2 pseudogenes are annotated in these 877 nt (G+C 61.7%); one reads left to right on the forward strand and one right to left on the reverse strand.

Features of this window, described 5'->3' with window-relative positions:
* A pseudogene (locus EN879_RS37485) lies at positions 1-438 on the reverse strand (M23 family peptidase); the annotation flags it as partial.
* 244 nt (positions 439-682) lie between these two features.
* Between EN879_RS37485 and EN879_RS39600 the strand changes: the two are divergent.
* Positions 683-877, forward strand: a pseudogene (locus tag EN879_RS39600) (hypothetical protein); the annotation flags it as partial.

Below are 877 nucleotides of genomic sequence, written 5' to 3' on the forward strand. Positions count from 1 at the left end.
GTCGAAGGGGGGGTAGGCGCGGCTGGTGGTGTGGCCGGCGGCAAGGGCCATCTTGATCTGCACGAAAGGCATGGTGTGGATGACGTCGCGGTCGCCGACCTTGGTGACCATCGACACTTCCATGCGGCGGCGGTCCTTGGCCTTTGCGATCTGACGTGGCGCCACCAGCCTGGTCGTCTTGGCGACTTCGCCGGAATCTCCGTTGCCGGCAAGGCTGATCAACTCGGCGATCTCGGGTGGGGTGGCCAGCTGCTGGCGGCCGTCAAGAGCGGCGAACAGCGCCACGCCCATCAACACGCTCGAGGTCACGCCAGTGAGAAATGTTCCCGACAGCCAGCGTGCAGAAACCTCTCGCCGGTCGGGCGGGCCGCTGCGGCCATCCGCGATCAGCGGCGGCTCATTGCCGAGTTCGGCTATGACATCTTCCGTGTCTGGCATCCAGAAAGGCTGCTTCTTCCCCGGGCGGAACGGCTTGTCGCTTTTGTTGTGGCCGTGACATTTGCCTGTCATGGCAGGTGAAGTCAACGAAGCGCCAGGCTCCGACCGAATTGCCCCCAGGCACTTCTCCTATAGAGCACTCTACCAGGCGGGGCGGTGTACCTTCTCCGCAAGGCCCATCGCACACTCCTATATAGGAGGGCTCCTAAGAGAGGCGCTGCTCGATCGGCGGCGCCCACATTCGATGGCTTTGGTGTCGAACGGCAATGCGGCGGCAATAGGGCTCCTTCCGGGCCGTGCCACGCATGTTGCCAGCGTTCCCCTGGGGCAGTTGGCTATCGACAGATCGGGTCCGAAATTTCTGTCGCAAAAAGTTCAAAAACATTATCGATGTGTGTTGACAGTTGTCGTTGGTGGCGACTATATACGCCTCACGAAC

The organism is Mesorhizobium sp. M7A.F.Ca.AU.002.02.1.1 (assembly GCF_003998535.1).
Taxonomy (GTDB): Bacteria; Pseudomonadota; Alphaproteobacteria; order Rhizobiales; family Rhizobiaceae; genus Mesorhizobium; species Mesorhizobium ciceri.